Below are 20,627 nucleotides of genomic sequence, written 5' to 3' on the forward strand. Positions count from 1 at the left end.
ATTTTCATTAATATCAAAATCTACCATCCACAACAGCCAAAGTTGTGACGAGCATCACACTTAAGCATTCTCCCTAGCAGAACGAGCTAAAAAAGCACGAAATATAACTATTTATTTACACATCATTCACACTTTAATTCTACTATTTACCTTTGGTAATTTAGCCAATCGTGAAACATAACAATTAAAACGGCTTACGTGCTCGGGACGAATAATGATGAATATGGATACAACAGGGATAAAGCCTCTATTCCAAGGAAGTTTTATCGCTATCTTGATGCTATTAAGCATCAATGTAATGGCTACCCCGTCGGATGAACAATCGGCTCAAGAGGTAGAACAGATACTCGATAAGAAGTTTGCTGAAGGTCAGTACTCATCCAAAGGCGCTGATAGCTGTTTAACTTGTCACCGTAAAAGCCAAACTGTGATGGCACTATTCGACGGTGTTCATGGTAGCACCACTATCAAGGGCTCCCCTATGGCCGATCTGCAATGTGAAGCATGCCATGGTCCTATGGGGAAGCATAATAAAGGCGGTAAAGAGCCAATGATCACCTTCGGCGCCAACTCTCCAGTACCGGCTGCAAAACAAAATAGTGTTTGTATGAGCTGCCATAACGATGACCAACGCATGGCTTGGAATGGCAATCATCATGATACCGCCGATGTTGCTTGTGCTGATTGCCATCAAGTCCATACTGGCCATGACCCTATATCCGATCGCGCTCAAGAAGTGGCCGTGTGCACCAGTTGCCATACCCAGCAAAAAGCCGACATGCACAAACGCAGCGCTCACCCAATGCAATGGCAACAAATGGTTTGCAGTGATTGCCATAACCCACACGGCAGCCTCAGTGATGCCAGTCTCAAACAGATGAGTATTAACGACAACTGCTACGCCTGCCATGCAGAGAAACGCGGGCCTAAGCTGTGGGAGCATGCCCCCGTCACAGACAATTGTGCCAGTTGCCATACCCCGCACGGCAGCGTTAATGAAGCCATGCTAATCGCTAAACCACCACAATTATGCCAGCAATGTCATGCATCCGATGGCCATACATCTAACGCGGTGTTTGGTAACACGGCTAATGCCTTTAATGCAGGCCAAAGCTGTATGAATTGTCACAGCCAAGTCCACGGCTCCAATCATCCATCTGGCAAACTGCTGCAGCGTTAACAGGGAGTATGAGCAATGACACACCACACTAGAAATCCCCTGCCGCTGCGCCTAAGTACGCTGGCACTGGCCATCCTCAGCACAACGGCACTTGGCGAAGGATATAGCCTGGCATCGGTCAACCGCGACAACCTTAAAACCGAGGCTTGGGAGTGTAAACGCTGTACCACCGCAACTGGCACCAGTGGTGCTATCGGTGTAGGTGCAGCCTATAACGATGGCGAAGATAGCCATTTTGGCAATACCAGCGGTACAGATAATGATGGTGTTGTAGCAAGCCTAGAGGCGGATATACAACATAAGGCACCATCGGGTTACCAAACCCACTTTAGCGCCGATAAACTGGGTTACGATAATGGTTCGGCTCAGCTCACAACAGGTAAACCGGGCCAATATAAAATATCGGCCGCCTACCGCGGTATTGCCCAATATGACACCAATCATGCTTTAACCCCCTACCGCTCCCAAGGCGATACGTGGATTTTACCTCCACAATGGCAAACCGGTGCGACCACATCACAAATGACGGACCTACAAAGCAGCATTCAGCCAACTGCATTGCAGATAGAACGGGAGCGTTACAACTTAGATGCCAGCTATACTGGTAGCTTTTATCGCGCCGAACTGGGTTATCAATATGAGCAGCGCCAAGGTCAGCGCCGCGCCAGTGGCAATCTACTCACTAACAGTACCATGCTGGCAGAGCGTATTGATGACGCGACCGATAATGTTACCGCTAAAATTTACCTTAACGGTGCTAATTGGTTAGCTGGCATCGAAACACAACTCAGTCATTATAAGAATGATCAACAAGCCCTGCGTTGGCAATCGGCTTTTACCCCAACCTTTGGTGCCGCTTACTCTGGCCAAAATGCGGTATCACCCGATAATAAAGCGTATCGCATCGCAGGAAATAGTCAGTTTACCAACGGGGCTCAGCACGTATTGATGCATGTTGGCTTTACCCGTATGACCCAAGATCAGTCCTATTTGCCCGCCACCATTAATGGCCTCTCTCCTGTGCTACCAACGGATAATTTAGCGGGCCAAGTTGATATTACCGAGATGAAACTCAACTATTCGGGGAGGCTGTCTCGGGTATTGTCACTGCGTGCCAGTTATGACTACCGTGACCGTGACAACAAAAGCCAAGTTAATCCTTATCCCCAGATCATTACCGACAGCTATCTCAGTGGTTATGCACACAACCTCGAATATGCTCGCACCGCACAGCAGGCCAAACTTGCGGCTAAATATCGACTAAATCGCGCCGCGTATATCGATATAGGCTACGACTATGATCACAATAATTACAGTGATTTAGACAGGCAAAGCCTGCAAGAGTCGACGCTATTTGCCAAAATAAATTATCGCATTTCCACCCAATGGCAAGTCTGGCTCAAAGCCAGCGGTAGCGATAGAACGGGTAGCGAATACTCACCAGTCACCAGCACAGCAAGTCCTAGCAATCCTTTGTTAAGAAAAAGCTATTTGGCAGACCGCGAGCGCCAACGTTACGGACTATACGGCAGCTACGTCACTGGTGCCTTCTCTGCCAGCGCCAACGCACATTGGATGCAAGATGATTACACTGACACCCTTATTGGGCTCACCAAAGTAGACACACAAGGCTATGATCTGTCGGCACAATACGCCGTCAACGACAATATCAACCTCAACGCCTTTGTTAATCAAGATTGGCGCGATAGTGACCAAGCAGGCAGTAGCAATTTTGGCGCGCCTAACTGGTATGCCACCTCAGCCGCAAAATCAACTCTGATCGGCGCTGGATTAAATTACGCTAACCTACTAGATAACAAGCTTAAATTAGGAATCGATTACACTTATGCCGATGGCCAAAACGATACCGAAGTGATCCAAGGTCTACGCAGCCCCTATGACAATTACTATTCAACTAGGCACACACTCAATACCTTTGCTAACTACCAAATTAGCGACAAATTTGGGCTGCGTTTCGATTGGATTTTTGAACAATATCAAGATGCTGACAGGGCAAATGGGGGGCTAGCACCAGACAGTATCCCGAATGTGTTGAGCTTTGGCGATTTAAGCCACGATTACAACGCCCACTATTTTGGGCTGACATTAAGTTATCAACTCTAACTGATGCCAACGACCAAATTTCCAAGGAAGAGATGATGAAGAAAATGACCTACCTTAACCGTTACGCTGCCACGTTAGCTGTGGCTTTTATCCTCAGCGCCTGTGGTGGTGATGATGGTGCCCCCGGTAAACCCGGAGAGCCTGGCGGCCCACCAGCAATGACGATCGATACCTTACAAATCGCTATCGATGATGTCACAATGCAGTCTGGTATTGCCACCGTTAACTACCGTGTCACCAACCAAGATGATCAACCGGTGGTTGGCGTGGCAAGCGCAACATTTATTGCTGCGCAGTTGCTGCCCCAAGGTTACACTAACGCCGGCAATAGCTCACAATGGCAGTTTTTTACCTCACAAAACTGCCCTGCTAGGTGTACTGGGGATTATGTCGACTATAAAAATGGCGACTACAGCTATACCTTCGATGCCCCATTTGATGGCATGAATGACATTAGTTACCAAGCAGGGGCGACTCAACGAATCGTCATAAAAATAGGCGGTGATAGCCTAGCCGATGGCACAGCCCTTCCCGTGACCAATCAACATCTTGATTGGCAAGCCCCCACTACAGGGCAAAGTGCAGAGCCCGCTTACACCCGCAATATCGTGACCATTGCTACCTGTAATAGCTGCCATAATGACTTAGCCTTTCATGGTAGTAACTACAACCAAATAGAAACCTGCGTCACTTGTCATAACGCCGATAGAGTCAGCAATCCTGACAATATTTTCCCACAGATGGTACACACCAAACACTTATCGGGCTTTCCTGGTTCTTTGGCTAACTGCCAAACATGCCATGTGGCTGATGATACCTTAAGTGAAAACCATAATTGGGCTCGGGTTCCGACCATGGAGGCTTGCGGTGCTTGCCACAACAATATCGACTTTAAAGCAGGCCAAGGACATCCGGCTCAAGCAGACAATGCCAACTGTATCGCCTGCCACAACCCAGATTGGACAGCCAATGTGCACAACGACGGTGGTAATGATGAGGCCCTAGGCCAGTTTGCAGCCAGCATCACATCAGCATCACTCAGTGGCGACACTGTCTCCTTTACCTTGAGTTTACGTAACCCCGCATCAGGTCAGATCTATACAGACAGTGCCAACAATCTTAACTTTGTCGCCGATCTACGTGTATACGCTAATTGGGGAACCAGTTTCGATTACGCGACACGTTCGCCACGCTCCATCCGCTTGCAAGAGGAAGCCCCCATCGCTGGTAGTAATGGCAACTATAGTTATCAAATTACTGGCGTCACGGTTCCAGCTGGCACTGAGATGGATTTAGGCGCCTTAGCCATACAAGGCAAAGTTTGCGCCGCCAATGGCGTATTAGGCGACTGTAGTGACACCACAAACAGTGAAGTTAACATCAAGTCGAGCCACCAATTCTTTAGCGCACAAGCACTAAGCGATAGCGGTCGACGAGTCGTGGTCACTAATGACACTTGTGAGAGTTGTCATGGCGATCAACAACTTAATTTCCACGGTTCACGCAATGATTTAGAAGGACAATGTCAGCTGTGTCATAACCCTAATATGGTTGCCGATGCCACCGATAACCCCTCTACCGCCACCGCCGATTACAAGCACCTAGTGCATGGGATACATAGTGGCCAACGTGAAGGTTATGAGTCGATTAACTATCCTGGAAACTTAGGTAATTGTGCGCAGTGTCATAGCCAACAAGCTGGCGTATTAACCGCAGCATTGCCACTGTATGCGGGCGTAAAACCACTGGCTATCGCGGGCGATTTGTACACCAGCCCTACCGCCGCCATCTGCAGCGATTGCCACGCCAGTGATAGCGCTACCAACCATATGGTGCAACAAGGCGCCGTATTTAAGGGTTCCTTAGCCGATGCCAACGCCGGAACAGAAAGCTGCACCACCTGTCACGGTCAGGGCGCAAGCGCCGATGTACTCAAGGTTCACCCGATCAAATAATGACGATGTGCACTAGGTACTCCCTCGTGCACATCTTGTTAGTGACTTTTGAAACGCACTATTTATGGAACGCATAATTATGGATATAAAAGCAAAAGGTACCCCATGGAGCGTTATCGCTCTGGCGTGTAGCACGTTATTAATCGGTTGCGGCAGTGACGGAGACGATGGCAAAGATGGCGTAGATGGCCCTATTAGTGTCAATATTGATTCAACATCGACCATCATGGCTGAATTTACCCAAGCCTCGATTGCCGATGGTATCGTCAGCGTTGACTTTAGATTAGAAAACGCCAATGGCGTTGCAGTGCTGGGCCTTAACAAAGACTACGATATCCGTTTTGGTATCGCGCAACTGGCACCTGTCACAGAGACAATCGAGGGTGAGGTTTATGATAGGGGTTTGCAATGGCAGGCCTATATTAATACCTTGAAACAACCGGGCACACTGCCAGATGATGCTGCTGGGCTAAACCCATCGCCACAATATCAAGCCAATGTCGAAGCCGCCAGCAACTGTGAAGATTGCCTTGTCGACAACCTCGATGGTAGTTATCGCTACACTTTCCAACAAAATATCGCCAATGTAACCGAGCCGCTGACGATTACTTATGGCGCCGACAATACCCATAGAGTGACGTTAGAATTAAAACTTGATCAAGCAACGGCCAATGCCCATCACGATTGGCAGCCCTCAAGTGGCGCCACCGACGATATTCAAACCCGTAATGTGGTGACTATCGACACCTGTTATACCTGTCATCAGGCAGAAAGCTTGGCACTGCATGGCGGTCGACGCATCGCATTAGAAAACTGCGCCAGTTGCCATACATCAACTTCAGGCGATCCTGAAAGCGGTAACAGCGTCGACTTTACCTTCATGATCCATGCCATTCACAGAGGGCAAGACAGACAAATCAGCACCCCTGATGGATTAGTACCAGCCCCTTATAAGATTGTGGGTTATGGCGGTAGTTTACACGACTATGGCAAAGTCACCTTCCCGCAAAAGCCTGCGGCAGATTGTGCCTCATGCCATGTTGAAGGCGCTGGCGCTCCGGCGAATGCGGATCTGTTTAAAGCCGATCTGAGCAACACGGCATGTGTCGCCTGTCACAGCGAAAAGCCCTCACAAAATCATACTGATACCAACTGTATGGCCTGCCATAACGCCACCAATACGTACCCTGGTACAGGCAATGCGGAAAAACGCCATGGTGACGTATTACAAGCGTATGTTGACGCGGAAGCCATGGGCGTCAGCTTTAGTAATATCGGGCTCGATGCCAACGGTAAACTGACGTTTGATGTACAAGTAACCGATGCCAGTGGCGCACCTATTGCCAGCGAGTTTGTCGACCAAAGTACCCGAGTCGTGGTCGCGTGGGATACCGATAAGGATTACCCCGCTTATGAGGATGCCTCTTATCGCGAGCGCCGCATACGTTTATCTGAAGGCACCTATAATGCCGCCACGATGACTTACACTCTTATTGGCAGCAACTTTGATATACCTGCTGATGCTGATGGTAAAACCTTCGAGTTATGGTCAACCATTGAGGTCTGCTTTAACAATGGCGGCTATGGCGTGGCCCAAGTGGTCATGACAGCTTGTAGCGATAACACCCGCAGCGTTGCCGTTAAAGAGCCGCCTTATCAGTTTGTCTGGGCAGGCTCAGGCCTCGATGCTAACGCACAAACGGCCATGCGCCGCAGTATTATCGACAGTGCTAAATGTCAGGGCTGCCATAATCAAGAAAATCATCACTATAACAACGGCTACAATTGTCAGACTTGTCATACCGCTGATAAAACGACCCGTTCTGACAGTGACTATCCAGGTGGCCAAAAATCCACTAGCTATGCTTTTAAGGCTCATGAGGCGCCAGGTCACTATCTCAAATATGCCGGAGTGCAATCGGGCACTGTCTTAAAAACCGATTGCAGTACCTGTCATACCGACAACGGTATTGCACTGGGCCGCGCAAGTGAGCGCGTATGGCGCTATGGCGACACCACTACAGGAGCCGATATCTGGGTATCATCAGATGCTGGTACCTGTTTAAGTTGTCACCAGAAATACCTCAGTGAAGCTGGCGCCAGCCATATCGAAACCAATGGCGGGATTCTCGATGGTACTAGCGTGGATGATGTCAGAACCCGAGCGGCCGAAGCCTGTTCGACCTGCCACACCCCCACGCAATTGCGCTCAATCCACGGTGGCTAGTGTAATAATTTAGTCTAATGAGTTAGCCGCGAGGGAACTCCTTAGCGGCTAAAGCCAATACCTTAGCGATTAAGTGTGCTAGCTGATTCAGGCTAAAAAAGAGATTAAATCCACAAAGGAGGCTTGCCCTCCTTTTTTATTGCTTGTTAATCAATGGCAAGCATCAAATAGCTGCAGCTGTAACTGTGAACTAGGTTGGCCACAAAACAAGCGGCAAAATAAGCGTAAAAAAAAGAGACTACAATACGATAGCATTCACACAGCGGCATTTACATATACAGGGGGACTGTTAATTTTTTGCTTTTTGTCAGGGTTTAATTCTGCATCTTCCATTTATCTAATCCAATTCGACTACCTCTAAAGAAATAGTCAGATCTCAATCACATAAAGCAATTAAAACAACTGCTAAATCGCCGCAGCTTAGATAGCCTTAGAGGTGGAAATTTAATTCCACACACTAATTGAGTGTTTTACAAATTTATAAATAGAAACTGTTCTCAATTGTGAGACCTGTTTTTAAAACAGAACAACTCAATAGTGATGATTAAAACTATTGCAGGGAATAATCATGATGAAAAAGTTCAATTTTAATGCGGCGACCAAAGCTGTATTAGGTGCAGGGCTTCTTTCTTTAGCACTTTCTGGTTGCGGCAGCGACGGTAAAGATGGTGAAGACGGAAAAGACGGCGTTATTGGCGTCAAAATCGATACAGCTAAAAGCATTAATGCAGTATTTACTAATGCCACTGTCGATGCTGGTAGCGTCACAGTTGATTTTAAACTCGAAAATGACAATGGCGTCGCTATCCTAGGATTAACCAAAGATCACGACTTACGATTTGGTATTGCACAATTAACTCACGTTATTGAAACTACTGGAGAAGGTGAAGAGGCAATCGAAGCCGATCGCGGTTACCAATGGCAAGCTTATATCAACGCAGAAAAAGCGCCTAATCCAGATTGGATCCCTGACGGCGAAACCAACATCAACCCAACAACACAGTTCCAAGCAAATGTTGAACAAGCAGCTAAATGTGACACCTGTTTTGTCGATAATGGCGACGGTACCTATAGTTACACCTTCCAACAGAATATTGCTGATGTGACTACCCCTGTCGCAGTCACTTATAATGCCGACTACACTCAGCGTGCCACCTTAGAGCTTGAACTAAGTCCCCTTGCAGCTAATGCAAACTTTGACTGGCAACCTTCAACAGGCTTAACCGAAGGGATCCAGAGTCGCGATGTGGTTTCAATCGAAACCTGCTATACCTGCCACCAGCCAGAGAGTCTTGAGCTACATGGCGGCCGCCGTATTAACATCGAAAACTGTGCCTCTTGTCATACTGCCACATCGGGCGATCCTGAATCAGGTAACAGTGTCGACTTTACCTATATGATTCATGCTATTCATAGAGGCAATGAGCGCCACACCTATGATGCAGATGGTGTCGAAGTACCAGCACCATACAAAATAATTGGTTATAAAGGCTCTGTGCATGACTATGGTAAGGTGATGTTCCCGCAAAAGCCGGCAGCTGACTGTAGTTCTTGTCACGTGGAAGGTGACAATGCACCAGCCAATGCCGATCTGTTTAAAGCTGATTTAAGCAATACTGCTTGTATTGCTTGTCACTCAGAGAAACCTTCTGCTCACCATGGCAGCGCTGATTGTGTCGCTTGTCACAATAGTACTGAACCTTACGGCGGAACTGGTAGTGCACTCAAACGTCACGGTGATGTACTGAAAGCCTACAACGATGCTACAGCAATGAGCGTTAACTTCAGTAACATTGGTTTAACCGATGCGGGCAAGTTCCGCTTCGACGTTCAAGTACTTGATGCTGATGGCGCAGCAATTGCGGGAGAATTTATCAATCAAGGTACTCGAGTCGTTGTGGCTTGGGATAGCGATAAAGATTTCCCTGCATATACTGAGGCATCTTACAGCGACCGTCGTGTAAAGCTTAGCGAAGGTACCTACGACGCAACTACTAAGACCTTCACTATCGTGGGCAATAATTTCGATATGCCAGTCGATGCGACAGGTAAGACATTTGAGCTGTGGTCTGCGATAGAAGTCTGCTTTAACAATGGCGGTTACGGTGTTGCTGAAATTGCGATGACTGAGTGTTCTGATAAGACACGCTCAGTGGAAGTTAAAGATGACCCTTATCGCTTTGTCTGGTCTGGAACTGGTGTAGAAGCAGATGCTAAAGCAGCGATGCGCCGTGACATTATCGATGCAACTAAGTGTCAGGGCTGTCATAACCAAGAGATTTACCATTACGACAATGGCGTTAACTGCCAAACTTGTCACACCTCTGATAAATCAACTAAAGAGTCAGTTAGAGGTTCAGGCGTGTATGACAAAGCGACTAGCTTTGCTTATAAAGCGCACCATGCAGATGGCCACTACCTCAAGTATGCCGGTGTTGGTTCTGAAACTGTGATGAAGACAGATTGTAAGACTTGTCACACAGACGATGGCATCGAATTGGGTCGCGCCCCAGAGCGTGTTTGGAACTATCCAAATCTTGACACGAAAGAAAAAGCTGGCATTTGGGTTTCATCCGATGCAGGGACTTGCTTAAGTTGCCACCAGAAATACCTAAATGATGCGGCCAAATCTCACATCGAAACCAACGGTGGTATTTTAGACGGTGTAAATGCGGTCGACGTCAACGCTCGTGCAGCAGAGACTTGCCAGACATGTCATACACCAGCAAATATCATGACAATTCACGGTAACTAATATTGAGATAATGATTCATCCCTAAGTGATGAGTTAACTTCAATAACACCCCAAAGGGAGGCTTTGCCTCCCTTTGTTTTTTCAGTAAAACAATATAATAACAATGCAAACAATTGCGTTAAGCTAATGTAATACGCCTGTTTTTTTGTTCACCCTCATGCTTTAGCTTCCAATCTAACTACCTCTTTAGAAATAGAAAGATCTCGGTCACACATTAGACTATGTTCGGCAGATTTTAGCCGCTTGTTACGTTACGATTTCGGTGGGGATTTCTATTTCCAGCATTGACTTAGGTTGCACTACTTATAATGAGAACGGTTCAGAAAACTGACCATGCACTTAAGACGATGCCAAACCTATGCAGGGAAAATATGATGAACGTACAAAATAATAAGTTTAAGCTGCTTCTGGCAGCAGGTGCAGTCTCTATGGCTCTTAGTGGTTGTGGCGGCAGCGATGGTGACAACGGCAATCCAGGTAACCCTGGTGGTCCAGCTGCGCCAGCAATCAATACACTTAACCTAGACGTGAAAAGCGTCACCTATGACAACGGCATCCCAACGGTGACCGTATTTGCCACCAACGAAGAAGATTTGCCCATTGTTGGTCTTAAAGATCTTGAAGTAAAAAAAGTGGTTCAACTTATCCCCCAGGGCGCTACTGGTGCGGGTAACAGTGCCCAATGGCAAGAAACTTATAGCTCTCCCCGAAGTGCTGAAGACAAGTTAACGCCTGTAGATCTGAAGAACGGTAACTACAGCTTCACAATTCCGCTAGAAGGCTATAATCCTGAGCTTACTCAACGCTACAACATTATTGCCAGTGCTTCGACGCTACAAGATGGTGAAACACTTGTACCTCGTACGGAAATCTCTAAAGATTTCTCAGGTGAAGGCTATGAGGCGCTGTATACTAAAGATGTCGTCGCAACGCAAAGCTGTAACTCATGTCACACTAAAGGACAAAAAATTTACCACAGTTATACCTCTTCAGAAACTTGTGCATCTTGTCATACCCAAGAAATGGCAGATGAAAAAGGTAAGCCGCAAGTTGCTTATAACCATTTAATTCATAACGTACACAATAACGCCAAAATGTACGGTAAAGAGATGGATAAAAGCGCCGAAACGGCTCATAACATAGTTCAAGACAACTGCCAAACTTGTCACGTGGCTCCTGAAGAAGGCAGCGACGAGCTAAGTGAATGGGGTAACTGGTCACGGGTACCTACCATGGAAACCTGTACTAGCTGTCACGTCAATGTCGACTTTATCGCCGGCAAAGGCCATTCACAGCAAGATGACAACAGCAACTGTATTGCTTGTCATAATGCCAGCTGGACTGAAGAAATTCACACTGCCGATGCCATTCAAAAACGTGCCCTTATCGATTTAGTCGGTATGAACGCAACCCTAACTGCTGTACCAGCGGATATGAGTGCTAACATCACCATCAGCTTCTCTGATGAAGCAGGTAACACGTTGGATGTCAGCAGTATCCTGCCTAAAGTTAAACGACTCGAAAGCATCACCAATGTCGGGCCTAACTTCCCCATTATGGGTTACAACCCAAGCCCAGGAAATGGCCAAAAGAAAGTCGCTATCGATCTTGTTAACAGCGGTGCGCTTAACGGCGGCGCTCAAATCGTTGATGGTGCATTGGTTGTTAACACTGGCCCACTACCTTTTGGCGTAGCAGGTACTGACACTGATACCGCCTTTAGTATTATTGGTTTAGAGATGTGTACAGCACAAGGCAAACTTGTTGAATGTGCCGAAGATGCTGCAACGACCAGCATGAAGGCTGAGCTAACCCACGGTACCTTATCGGGTGAAGCCCCAAGCACACGCCACATCAACTCGGTTAATTTTGCTGGCTGTGAAAGCTGTCATGGTGAAACCTTCGAGATCCATAAAGGTCATCATGCAGGTTTTGTCATGTCAGAGCAGTTAGGCCGTGAGCTTAATGGTGAAATCGTTACGGGTGTCGATGCCTGTGTCACTTGTCATACGCCAGATGGCACCTATGCAAGCGGCGCTAACAAAGGCGCGCTAGAGATGAAACTGCATAAAACCCATAGCCATGGCGATTATGCCGCGATTAATGGCATGAACTGCAGCTCATGCCATAACGACTTTAATACTCAAGCCTTCAAGAAAAAAGGCGCATTAGCAACAGAGGCAGGCCAATACACCACGCCTATCGCCGCAACGTGTTACTCATGTCACAGCTACAGCGGTGACAAGTTTAAGAATCACGTCGAAGGCCAAGGCGCTAAAGTTAATGCCAGCTACCAAGAAGCTAACGATGCCGCGCAACTAGAAACCTGTTTCTACTGCCACGCACCGGTTATCGACGACCACACGGCTGTGAAGATGTAATTTGCTCATCTCAATATGAAAAACGGGGGAGCCCTCTCCCCCATTTTCGCTACCATTTGTGCAAATTAGGAAGTCTATTATGAAAATCACCAATAAATTAACCCGCTTTATACCAGCAATGATTGCTGCTGCGCTGCTCTCGTTTGGCGCCAGTCAAGCAACCTACGCTGCCAAGTGGGACGCCAGCATGACACCGGATGAAGTGGAAGCCACCTTGGACAAGAAGTTCGCCGAAGGTCACTATTCACCTAAAGGCGCCGACTCTTGCTTAATGTGTCACCGCAAGTCTGAAAAAGTGATGGATCTGTTCAAAGGTGTCCATGGCGCAATTGATTCAAGCAAAAGCCCCATGGCGGGCCTGCAATGTGAATCATGCCACGGCCCAATGGGTAAACATAACAAGGGCGGCAAAGAGCCAATGATCGATTTCGGTCCTACCTCTAGCTTGTCTGCTGAAAAGCAAAACAGTGTCTGTTTAAGCTGCCACCAAGACGATAAGCGTATGTCATGGAATGGCGGTCATCATGACAATGCCGATGTAGCTTGTGCCTCATGTCACTCAGTGCATACCGCCAAAGATCCTGTGCTATCAAAAAGCACTGAAATGGAAGTATGTACAAGCTGCCACACTAAGCAAAAAGCGGATATGCATAAACGCTCAAGCCACCCAATGAAATGGGATCAAATGGTGTGTAGCGATTGTCATAATCCTCACGGTAGCGTGTCTGATGCGGATCTGGTCAAGCCAAGTGTCAATGAAACCTGCTACTCATGCCACGCCGAAAAACGCGGCCCAAAGCTGTGGGAACATGCACCCGTAACTGAAGATTGCGTTGCGTGCCATAACCCACACGGCAGCGTAAACGAAGGGATGCTCAAGACCCGTGCACCACAGCTATGTCAGCAATGTCATGCTAGCGATGGTCACGCCAGTAACGCCTACATGGGTAACACTGAACTGGGTTCTGAAGTGGGCACAAATGCCTTCACCGGTGGTCGCAGCTGCTTAAACTGCCACAGTCAGATCCATGGTTCAAACCATCCATCTGGCAAGCTGTTTCAGCGCTAAGGAGACGACAACATGAAATTTAACTTAAATTTAGTCACGCTCGCCCTCATCGCTAACGCCAGTGTGTTTGTGCCCAATATCGTGCTCGCCGATGGCTATAATATTCAACAGGCCAACACCAGCAAGGTGCAGCTAGACAAGTGGGAATGTAAGCGCTGTGACATTGAAACTGGCGTATCGGGCACGGTTGGTGCGGGCGTCGGCTATAACGACAGCGATGATATCCGCTCTGCCAATGCCTTTGCCGCAGAAAACGAGTTTGCCGGTAAAGTCGATGCCGATGTGAATTACGTCGGTACATCGGGCTACCGCGCCTCTGTCGAAGCACAAGACTTAGGCATGGAAAATGGTCGTTTAGAGGTGAATGCTGGCAAAGTTGCCCAGTACAACCTCAATTTGAATTATCGTCAAATTGCGACCTACAAAACCGACAGTGCCATGACCCCTTACCAAGGTATTGGTGGCGGCGATTTAACCTTGCCTAATAACTGGCAAACCGCCGGGTCAAGCCAAGAGATGAGCCAGCTTAACGCCAGCTTAACGCCGCAAGAGTTGTCGCTTAAACGTAAGCGCGCAGGACTTGGGCTGAGCTATCAAGGTGAAGAGTTATGGAGCGCTTACATCAAGTATCAGCGTGAAGATAAAACCGGGCTAAAGTCAGCATCTGGCAGCTTCTTTAATCAGTCGATGATGCTCGCTGAACCCGTTGATCACACCACTGATAACCTTGAGGCCGGCATTAAACTCAAAGGCGATAATTGGTTTACCGCGCTCAACTATTCAGGTTCGAGCTTTAAAAACCAATATAGCCAACTGACGTTTGATAACGCGTTCAACCCAACTTTTGGGGCGCAGACCCAAGGCACTATGGCGCTTGACCCTGACAACGAAGCCCATACGGTCTCGTTACTAGGCCAATATCACCTAGGGCAAACCGTGATGAGTGGCCGCGTTCACTATGGTCAAATGACCCAAGATCAAGCCTTTGTCACCTCAGGCTATGGTTATCAATTACCTGCAGAGTCATTGGATGCGCAGGTCGATATGAGTGGCGCTAATCTTAAAGTGGTGTCGCGCTTAAATCGTACTGTGCGTGTGAATGCCAGCTACGACTACAGCGACCGTGATAATCAAACCGAGATTGAGCAGTGGACGCAGATCAGCATCGACTCGACTAGCGGTAAAGTGGCTTACAACACGCCCTATGATATTACCACCCATCGCGGTAAATTGGGCGCTGATTTTCGTATCAGCCGCGGCATGAAGCTCGATGCGGGTTACGATTACCGTCGTGATGAGCGTAGCTACCAAGATCGTGAAACCACAGATGAAAATACACTTTGGACTAAGTTCCATATCAGTGCATTTAACAACTGGGATATGTGGATCAAGGGCAGCTATGGCGAACGTGATGGTTCTGAGTATCAAGCATCACAGTGGACTTCAAGCGAGTCGAACGACCTACTACGTAAGTACAACTTAGCTGATCGCAAACGCAGCATGGTCGAGGCTCGTGTGAGCCACACGCCTATCGATGCGCTGACTATCGATCTAGGTGCACGCTACGCTCTGGATGATTACAACGACACCCAGATTGGCTTAACTGAATCGACCGATCTTAGTTACGATATCAATGCCAGTTACTTGATCACCGACGACATGATGGTTAACGCTTTCTATAATCGTCAAAATATCGATTCGGATCAGTCAGGTAGCACCAACTTTGGTGCCGCTAACTGGTTTAGCCAAATCGAAGATCAAGTCGATGTGGTGGGTGCGGGCTTTAGCTATAACAATCTGTTAGAAAATAAACTGCGTCTAGGCGTAGATTACACCTATTCAGATTCAAGCAGTAATACCCAAGTCACTCAAGGCATAAGCGGTGACTATGGCGATTACTTTGCCAAAGTGCACAACGTCAATGTCTATGGTCAATATCAGGCCACCGAAAAAATGGCCCTGCGTCTTGATTACAAGATGGAAAACTATCAAGACAATGACCCAGGCAATAGCATCGCTCCCGATGGTATTTGGAATGTGGTCAGCTTTGGTAGCAACAGCCATGATTACACCGCCCATTTGGTGATGTTAAGCATGAGCTATAAGCTATAAGTGTTATCGCTTCATATAAAAAACCCGCTTAATTAGCGGGTTTTTTTATGCCCGACACCACAGCAATTAACAAAAGTGCGGTGCAGATCTAGTGCCACTCACCAATTTACCGTAAGCTCATGTAAAACCATAACCGCGTAATAATTCTGTGTACCTTTTAAACTCGCCGCTCGCACAACAGATTGTCGATCGCACCATGGTGATTATCGGCCACAATATTAATGTGATGAATAACCAAGGGGTTATATTAGGCTCTGGTGACAACAATCGTATTGGTTCTGTCCACGAAGGTGCCTTGCTCGCCATTAGCCAAAATCGCACCGTTAAGATTAATCACGGCACCACGGCTAGCCTACAAGGGGTAAAACCTGGCATCAATTTACCCCTGCACTACCAAGGTGAGATCATCGGAGTGATTGGCATTACCGGCGAGCCCGAAACCCTGATGGCCTTTGGTAAATTGCTTAAGATGAGCGCCGAGATGATTGTCGAGCAAGCCAACTCTATCGAGCTTGCTCAATGGCAAAACCGCCAGCAGGAAGAGTTTATTCTGCAACTGATTAAGGGCGAATATCAGCAGCTAGGGCAACTGAGCGACAGAGCCCAACGTTTGGGCATAGATTTAACCATGCCCCGGGTCGCGGCCGTCATTCAAGTGCAAGAGGACAGCACTGAATCGAGTGCTAAATCGCTACTGAAACAGGTACTAAACCTATTAGAAACCCCCTCACGCGGCAACCTTATCGCCATGACCTCGATGACAGAACTGGTGATCCTCAAACCCGCCTTTCTCGATGGAAAACAGTGGCGCGCCGAACTTGAAAGCCAGCGTATCGACCAACTGCTCAAGCGTATACCGCCAGAGATGAGCGCCCAGCTTAATATCGCCTTGGGGCATTATTTTCCTCGTCCAGAAGATATTCACCGCTCCTACCAAACCGCCAAAGAGACCCTAAAATTTGGCATGCAGATGCACCCTACACGCCATAAATACCTATTTGAAGATTATGCACTGCTGGTAATGTTATCTGGGCTGCAACAGGATTGGCGCGGTCAGCAACTGCTCACCCCTTTTCAAAAGCTGGTCGACCAAGACAATAACCAACAACTGCAAAAAACCCTCGCCGCCTACCTAAACCATTTTGGCGATCAAGGTGCCTGCGCTAAGCAGTTGTATATTCATCGCAATACCCTGCGCTATCGGCTCGACAAAATAAGTCAGATAACAGGCGTCGAGCTGAGTAACCTTAACGGCTTACTGCAGCTCTATCTGGGTCAAGCGCTATTCACCTCGCGCACCTAAGCTTCAGGGGCTGGGAGATTCAGGATGATGGGGTCTCAAGTTGATGGCGCTAACCGCTATGCGTTAACCCTAAAATGCAGGCTCAGCCTCAAAGGTCATCCGCACCTGTGTTGTAGGGTGATTAAGCACTAACTTCTGCGCATGTAAATGTAATCGGTCCGCTTTAGTGCCGTATAGATCATCACCAATAATCGGCAGATTAAGTCCATCAACATGGGCACAATGCACCCGCAACTGATGAGTACGGCCAGTTTGGGGATAGAGGTATAGCCAAGTGTGGTTATCGTCTCGCGCCTTGACCTGCCACAGGGTGTGCGCCTGTTTACCATGTTCAAAACAGACCAGCTGGCGCGGCCTGTCGTCAAGGTCGACTCGCAGTGGCAAGTTAATCTCGCCCTGCTCGCCTGCGACAATCCCCGCCAGTTTCGCCACATAGCGTTTCTCAACCGTGCGGCCAATAAACTGCTGCACCAGCGCCCTGTTGGCCTCTTTGCTTAAGGCTATAACCATTAGGCCCGAGGTCGACATATCCAAACGATGCACGATCAAAGGCCCCGTCGCCGTGGGAAACAACTGCTTCATGCGCGCATAAACTGAATCGGTAATATTTTTGCCCGGCACCGACAAAAACTCAGCCGGCTTGTTGATCACCGCTATCGCCTCATCTTGATACAAGATATCGATAGTTTTACCTTCAGCCGGGTTATTCAATAATGGATTGTCATCCATCTCGATGCCTTTAAGCATATGGCCTAAGATCGGTTGGCATTTACCATGGCAAGCACCATAAAACTGCTTATGTTGCTTCACCTCTGACTTTGGTGAGGCGCCCCACCAAAACTCGGCTATCGCCAGTGGCGTTAACTGCTGGGCAAAAGCGTATTGTAGTAACTTAGGCGCGGCGCACTCACCGGCCCCCGCTGGCGGCAGCTGATTGGGCGCATCGTTAAAGATCTGATTAAGATCTTGCAGCTCACCCGCTTGATTCAAAAAGCGATACTGAGCGAACAGTTTTTGCTGCAAGGCGTTAGACTGCTTTGCCCGCCGCGTTTTAAGTGATTCAATCTCGGTCTCTAACAATTGTAACGAGGCGCTCGCCGCTGCAATGAGGCTATCCCAATGCTGCTTTATCGCTTTTAGCTGGTGCTTTTCATCCACACTCTCTTTGCCCAATTGCACATTTAACGCGGCTAACGGCTCTGGGCCTAACTCAGCTTCCGCCTGAGCGCGCGTTAATTTGCGCGCTTTGCGCCCTTCGATAATAGCCGCGCGCATCGCTTCAAGCTCATCATCAGCCTGTTGCATTAATGTGGCTAACTGCTCTCTCAATCTCGATAACTCTGTCGAGGCCTCAAGCTGTGTTAACTCACAGGTCAGCTGATTAATCGCCTGTTGCTCAGCATGAAAGAAGCTGTCTTTAGTCAACATATCAAAGACTGGCGGCACAAAACCATCGATAAGGTTTTGCTCAGCCAATTTGCCAGAAAATGCCGCCAAGTAACCAATCTCACCGCTCTTGTTGCGCACTAACAGCACACCAAACATCTTACCGATAACATTATTGGTATCGCTGCCTAAGCCAAAGTTATGTTGCCAATCCGTTTGGCTACTCAGATAAGCTTGTAGCTCCTCTGCCGCCAAAACGCACAAAGGGTGCGGCTCATAATAAAACGGAAAGGTAAAACGCTCGGGTAGTTGATAACTATCGATTGGCGATTTAAACGCGGTAAAACAATGCTGAGCCTGATCTACAGGAGCTTGGATAGGAGCTTGGTGCATAAATTATTGACATCTTAACGGTGACTAAGCAAAACAAGGCTGATACGACACAAGGCCTGCACAGCAATAATGAGGCGTGATTTTACGCTGTCATGCCAGTGAAGTCATTATTTAGCAACCCGTGCAACGTGAAGAAGGTGGATATTGAAATGAAGCTTTAGCTTTTTTAAGTTTACTTGAGCTGCGTTATGCTGAATTTTCATTTATTGATGTGCTTTGAAGACGCGCCTTAATGGCAATTAATAGCCTGCCGCAGGTGCAGTGCATGGATGCGCAAATGTCGTGATCACATGGATGTGAAAGAACGACCTTATGTGCAAGCGCTCTTTTGGCTCGGTGAGTGAAGCGTAGTTTCGAGCCCACGAACGAGAGACAGGGTGAGCTTGGCGACAGCCATATACTCGTGAACGAGAGACAGGGATGTCGAACTGGCTTTTGTATATGGATATATTTTGTCGAACTGGCTTTTAAATAGGGATATCGTTGTGAGCCATCCGTGGAGGCTCGACGATGGCATCCCTGCCATCAACGTCCGCAGTTGTATCTACACAGGATTATTTCATCTCTTCGATTTGACTACATTTGGTGTGAATGGCGAGTAGAAAGCTAACTCAGTTTTGCCCCAAAGTGTGGTGGCCTTGAAATGAAGGTTTGGCATTTTGGGGATTAACTTTAGTAGCATTTGGCCGCATCTTATTTGTTGGGTGTGTTAGAAGGTCACACCTTCGCTGCTACCTAACGCCTGTCCGGCGGGGAGTGTGCAAGCGCTCTTTTGGCTCGCTGTGAATATATCCCTATACGCTCCACGGCAGCATCCATGCCGCCAAGGGCCAAAACCGCGCTTACACCTGTACTCATCGTCTCTTCGATTTAACTTCATCTGGTGTGAGTTGCGAGAGAAAAAAGTGAAAAACACAGATTAGTGCTCGATAAGTATCCGTAGATTCAGTAAGACCTTGCTATGAACATCAGTGAGGCAAAGGCCTGCGGCCTTAGTGGTATGAATGGTCTAAAAAGCACGGTTAATCACGAGTATTTGCCGTCAAGAGGCGCTAATGAAATATAAAAATACTAAAGAAGACCAATTGATAACCTTACCTCAGCTCAAAAAAACGACTACCACATAAAAGCAAACTCCTATAGCATAATGCATACCAAATACATGGATGTGGCAGCGGCCAAGTCCAATAAGCGATTTATGCCTTGCAGACAACGCAACGCATAAATACTAAAACGTTATGTGTGTTTTATCCACAGGCCATGGAAGGGATTCTGATGACTGATCATATTGGTTCTTGTCTGTGTGGCACCGTGAGCTTTGAGGTAAAAGGTGAGTTCGATAGCTTTTACCTGTGTCATTGCCAGCATTGCCAAAAAGATACGGGTTCGGCTCATGCGGCAAATCTATTCTCACAGTCAGCTAAATTGGTCTGGCGGTCGGGTGTAGATGCTGTGACCTCCTTTACGCTTCCAGGCACTCGTCATAGCAAAAGTTTTTGTAAACTGTGTGGCTCAGCGTTGCCGAGCACTCAGATCGCAGGTTTACTCGTCGTTCCGGCAGGGTGTTTGGACACTGAAATCTCTATGTCGCCAACAGCGCACATCTTTTCATCCAGCAAAGCTGCTTGGGTTGGAGAGTTAGGGGAAGTGCCAAAGTTCGAGGGGCTGCCAAATTGAGCTACCATCACATAACCAGTGGCTGTTGGCGGACACACCTACGCTGCGCGCCGCAAAGCCAAGCG

The 20,627-nt window shown here is 47.8% G+C and carries 11 protein-coding genes; 10 read left to right on the forward strand and 1 reads right to left on the reverse strand.

Features of this window, described 5'->3' with window-relative positions; genetic code table 11:
- Window positions 1-277: 277 nt before the first annotated feature.
- The 9 genes from AC5YBX_RS11340 to AC5YBX_RS11380 all read left to right on the forward strand — a co-directional run bounded on the left by AC5YBX_RS11340 (window position 278) and on the right by AC5YBX_RS11380 (window position 17,106).
- Window positions 278-1,180 (forward strand): DmsE family decaheme c-type cytochrome, encoded by a 903-nt coding sequence (locus AC5YBX_RS11340; RefSeq protein ID WP_494524814.1) that lies wholly within the window; start codon window positions 278-280, stop codon window positions 1,178-1,180.
- Between the two features lie 15 nt (window positions 1,181-1,195).
- Window positions 1,196-3,304, forward strand: coding sequence for an MtrB/PioB family decaheme-associated outer membrane protein (locus tag AC5YBX_RS11345; RefSeq protein WP_494523698.1), 2,109 nt, complete (start codon window positions 1,196-1,198; stop codon window positions 3,302-3,304).
- A 32-nt stretch (window positions 3,305-3,336) separates the two neighbouring features.
- Window positions 3,337-5,259, forward strand: coding sequence for an OmcA/MtrC family decaheme c-type cytochrome (locus AC5YBX_RS11350; RefSeq protein ID WP_494523699.1), 1,923 nt, complete (start codon window positions 3,337-3,339; stop codon window positions 5,257-5,259).
- 79 nt (window positions 5,260-5,338) lie between these two features.
- Window positions 5,339-7,486, forward strand: a complete 2,148-nt coding sequence (locus AC5YBX_RS11355; RefSeq protein WP_494523700.1) for an OmcA/MtrC family decaheme c-type cytochrome — start codon at window positions 5,339-5,341, stop codon at window positions 7,484-7,486.
- Between the two features lie 568 nt (window positions 7,487-8,054).
- A complete protein-coding gene (locus AC5YBX_RS11360) occupies window positions 8,055-10,241 on the forward strand; it encodes an OmcA/MtrC family decaheme c-type cytochrome (protein WP_494523701.1) in 2,187 nt (728 codons plus the stop codon).
- 371 nt (window positions 10,242-10,612) lie between these two features.
- Window positions 10,613-12,622, forward strand: a complete 2,010-nt coding sequence (locus AC5YBX_RS11365; protein ID WP_494523702.1) for an OmcA/MtrC family decaheme c-type cytochrome — start codon at window positions 10,613-10,615, stop codon at window positions 12,620-12,622.
- Between the two features lie 118 nt (window positions 12,623-12,740).
- Window positions 12,741-13,691, forward strand: coding sequence for a DmsE family decaheme c-type cytochrome (locus AC5YBX_RS11370; RefSeq protein WP_494524815.1), 951 nt, complete (start codon window positions 12,741-12,743; stop codon window positions 13,689-13,691).
- Between the two features lie 12 nt (window positions 13,692-13,703).
- On the forward strand, window positions 13,704-15,803 hold the full coding sequence (locus AC5YBX_RS11375; protein WP_494521391.1) for an MtrB/PioB family decaheme-associated outer membrane protein: 2,100 nt from the start codon (window positions 13,704-13,706) through the stop codon (window positions 15,801-15,803).
- 148 nt (window positions 15,804-15,951) lie between these two features.
- Entirely contained in the window at window positions 15,952-17,106 is a 1,155-nt protein-coding gene (locus AC5YBX_RS11380; protein ID WP_494521390.1) for a sugar diacid recognition domain-containing protein, read from the forward strand.
- Between the two features lie 69 nt (window positions 17,107-17,175).
- Here the strand turns inward: AC5YBX_RS11380 and AC5YBX_RS11385 are convergent, their stop codons facing one another.
- Window positions 17,176-18,885 (reverse strand): RluA family pseudouridine synthase, encoded by a 1,710-nt coding sequence (locus AC5YBX_RS11385; protein ID WP_494521389.1) that lies wholly within the window; start codon window positions 18,883-18,885, stop codon window positions 17,176-17,178.
- Between the two features lie 1,275 nt (window positions 18,886-20,160).
- Here AC5YBX_RS11385 and AC5YBX_RS11390 point away from each other — a divergent pair.
- Window positions 20,161-20,562, forward strand: coding sequence for a GFA family protein (locus AC5YBX_RS11390; protein ID WP_494523703.1), 402 nt, complete (start codon window positions 20,161-20,163; stop codon window positions 20,560-20,562).
- The last annotated feature ends 65 nt before the right edge of the window (window positions 20,563-20,627 follow it).

Source organism: Shewanella sp. 492 (assembly GCF_059338445.1).

What these genes read in the sequence shown, in the direction of transcription:
- AC5YBX_RS11340 (WP_494524814.1), top strand. Translation starts at nt 278, where the DNA reads ATGCTATTAAGCATCAATGTAATGGCTACCCCGTCGGATGAACAATCG.
- AC5YBX_RS11345 (WP_494523698.1), top strand. Translation starts at nt 1,196, where the DNA reads ATGACACACCACACTAGAAATCCCCTGCCGCTGCGCCTAAGTACGCTG.
- AC5YBX_RS11350 (WP_494523699.1), top strand. Translation starts at nt 3,337, where the DNA reads ATGATGAAGAAAATGACCTACCTTAACCGTTACGCTGCCACGTTAGCT.
- AC5YBX_RS11355 (WP_494523700.1), top strand. Translation starts at nt 5,339, where the DNA reads ATGGATATAAAAGCAAAAGGTACCCCATGGAGCGTTATCGCTCTGGCG.
- AC5YBX_RS11360 (WP_494523701.1), top strand. Translation starts at nt 8,055, where the DNA reads ATGATGAAAAAGTTCAATTTTAATGCGGCGACCAAAGCTGTATTAGGT.
- AC5YBX_RS11365 (WP_494523702.1), top strand. Translation starts at nt 10,613, where the DNA reads ATGATGAACGTACAAAATAATAAGTTTAAGCTGCTTCTGGCAGCAGGT.
- AC5YBX_RS11370 (WP_494524815.1), top strand. Translation starts at nt 12,741, where the DNA reads ATGATTGCTGCTGCGCTGCTCTCGTTTGGCGCCAGTCAAGCAACCTAC.
- AC5YBX_RS11375 (WP_494521391.1), top strand. Translation starts at nt 13,704, where the DNA reads ATGAAATTTAACTTAAATTTAGTCACGCTCGCCCTCATCGCTAACGCC.
- AC5YBX_RS11385 (WP_494521389.1), bottom strand. Translation starts at nt 18,885, where the DNA reads ATGCACCAAGCTCCTATCCAAGCTCCTGTAGATCAGGCTCAGCATTGT.
- AC5YBX_RS11390 (WP_494523703.1), top strand. Translation starts at nt 20,161, where the DNA reads ATGACTGATCATATTGGTTCTTGTCTGTGTGGCACCGTGAGCTTTGAG.